This is a genomic window from Rhizobium azibense (genome assembly GCF_004342325.1).
Taxonomy (GTDB): Bacteria; Pseudomonadota; Alphaproteobacteria; order Rhizobiales; family Rhizobiaceae; genus Rhizobium; species Rhizobium etli_B.
This window is the reverse complement of sequence record NZ_SMBJ01000039.1, coordinates 1-2798: the sequence shown is the minus strand read 5'-3', so window position 1 is coordinate 2798 and position 2798 is coordinate 1. Positions and strand designations below refer to the sequence as shown.

3 pseudogenes are annotated in these 2798 nt (G+C 57.4%); all 3 read left to right on the top strand.

Going from position 1 to position 2798, the window contains the following annotated elements:
- Positions 1-310: pseudogene (locus EV130_RS33020) on the top strand (hypothetical protein); the annotation flags it as partial.
- A 457-nt stretch (positions 311-767) separates the two neighbouring features.
- Positions 768-989 (top strand): annotated as a pseudogene (locus EV130_RS32340) (hypothetical protein); the annotation flags it as partial.
- Positions 990-1503: 514 nt separating this feature from the next.
- A pseudogene (locus EV130_RS32330) lies at positions 1504-2798 on the top strand (Ulp1 family isopeptidase); the annotation flags it as partial.

The following is a 2798-nucleotide window of genomic DNA, read 5'->3' as shown; positions in this document are numbered from 1 at the left end:
GTCAGCCGCCTATTCACCGGTGCAAAGCGTCAATCCGCCAGACGCACCATGGGAGCAAAGCTTGGGGGCATCGATCTTCGGCACCCCACAGTACATGCTGCCTGTGGACGACTTGGGAGAAGCTGTCCCTCCGAGCTGGCAACACCGCAATCAACCGGCACCGGCTGGCCTTCGGCTTGCAATGTCCTGGCTTGAGTTGCTGCCGAGCGCGGACAACCCCCAGACCAGCATCACTATCCATGGTGTGCCCTACACGGCCACTCTGGGGCCATCAGGCAGGGAGAACGACATTTACCTTTTCCAGCAATAGGGTGGAGATGGATCGAGCAATAGATGCCAGTCGTTCTTGAAAAAGCACCAAATCGTTGAGGGAGAATCCGTTTTTACGCGGCCACGTGCAGCCGCCAACCCAGATGAGACGATCCCCAGTGCCGGGGGCGACATCGAATGTGCACGTCGCCAGTCTTCCTTCAAAACGTGACGTTTGGCCAGCATCCCAAGAGGCGACGGCTGTCGCATCTGAGGTGTAGACAGATACGGATGCGGGAAGAGCCTCGGGTGCGAAGGATGCTGGCGCGGTCGCTGAAGTGCTTAGTGCCGTCTATGACGGCCTACCCTTTGCGGGTTCTACTATGGCTTCAGGCCCGGACGAAACCCGCCCATGGCGCCGGATGCATTTCATACGGCGATCATGAACCAACGTGTGAGTTGGGTGCTCGATGCCGACCCCGTATCCTGCAACTATCAAACTATGCCTGCGGGCGGGTGCCGCGGTGGACCGACTTGTTCATCACGCAACGATCTTCGAAATGAACGTCGAAAGCTATCGACGACGTTCCGCCATGGAGGCCAAACGCCAGCGCGGCAGGCCAGCCTCATTCGCGACAATCAAAGGCACCGCACAGTTTGTCGCGGAGCGGCAATCAGACCACGATGAAGCTCTTGCCAGCGACAATCAACATGATAACTTCATCCCGACCGCGACATAAGAATCTCATCCAGATTGTCGCGCGCGTCTCATCCTGATCGCCGCGCCATAGGTCGCATAACTATCAAGCGCGCAACGGGTTCTGTCAGCAGCTACACCGCATATGGTTCCGTTGCCTGAGGCGGCGAAATCAGAAAGGCCGGCGGATGGATTGGTTGGAACCGGAAATCCTGACGGCACCCTTCACGCTGCATGTCCCACATATCACTCGAACTGCTTAAATGAAGGCCAATTCTAGCGGGCTCCGCATGGCAAGCGGCAAGCTGGCGAGCCTCTCAAGCCATGTGCCGGCCTGATGGTCGAGTGCAGACGATTGTCGGCAAGCCGTCGCCATATGGTGTTCGGCCATGCCTTGGGGGCATGATTGGATCTGGCTTTAGCATGCTGGGCGGCGGTCGGCAGGCATTAGGATTGAGGTTCCAAATTTGATTTCCGGAGGACCGGCATCGATGTACCCAAGACGGAACCAGCCGCGCGATGACGATTCTCGCGAAGTAAGTGGGTGGATCGAAGGCGTGACCGGAGCTTTCGATACGGACGCCTGGATCGACGACTACTATTCAGAGAGCCGAGACCTGGAACAGGATCCGAGCGACTTGCGCCTCGGTTCGCACGACAGTGACGCCGGCGACCGTGTGCCGCGTCGCAGATCCGTGGGCGGTTCGATGCGAGTGACGCCGCAGTCGCTGGCGCCGGAGAGGGGTTCGGGGCAGCAAGACGTCGATGCCGCAACGGAGACTCACGTGGTCTCAACTAAGGTTCGAAAGCGTGGTCGCCCCGCCGACCGAGACATGCATCCTGATGACGAGACCCGTATCAACCAGTTCGCGGAAGCAGTCCGAAACTACGAAATTCTACCCGACGGTAGCGTCGGCCGAGGGGACGGAAGGGTTCCCGAGGCTACCGTCGAGAACAATTTATGGGTTCTTAGGGGGTTCGCTCGTTGGCTCCGAGCAGAGAACAGAGATTCGATGGCTTCTCGGCTTTTAAACGATCCAGATTCACTAGCCGTTGATATCGCGGATTATTTGGCAAGCGGTGGGGATGGTCGGAACCGTCTTAAGTCAGCACTGTCTCATTTCAGGAGGCTCGGACCTGAGGGGCAAGAACTCCAAGCCGTTGGACCTGGGCCGCGCCTGATGGGACGCCAGATACATGATCCTTATCCCGACGACGCCCGCGTCATTGATAGCTTGGCCAAGGAAGAGCTGAGTAAGTTCGGACCGGTCTCGACTTCCCGGAATAATACCAGTCACCAACGAAAGTTTAGCGCTTGGCTCAAAAGGGAGGGCAGGGAGAGCATAGTCAGCCGGCTCACCGGCAGTGATGAGCAGCAACAGTCGTTGAAGGAGGATTTTAGGGCCTTTACCAAGGAGGAAGGAAAAAAAGTGGTCGTGAGTTTCGATCGGCTGCGGCAGTATCTAGGCGCCGAGTCGCAGTTGAAACAGCATCATCCTTATCCCGACGACGCCCGCATCATTGATGACCTAGCCAAGGAAGCGCTGAGCAAGCTCGGATCGAACTCGACTTCCAAGAGGAATGTTGTCTGGAATATGGCCAGCAATCAACGAAAGTTTAGCGATTGGCTCCAAAGGGAGGGCAGGGAGAGCATAGTCAGCCGACTCACCGGTACTGATCAGCAGCGACAGTCGTTGAAAAAAGATTACCAAGACTTCACCGAAGACATGGGAAAAAAACTCAATATGTCTTTCAATCGGCTTCGGCAGTACCAGCAAGTCGTTGAGGCGAACGCAGCGTCGGGGTTGTCCCCTGAGCAGGCAAGTGGCCGGGAACCGGCCGGTCTGGACGG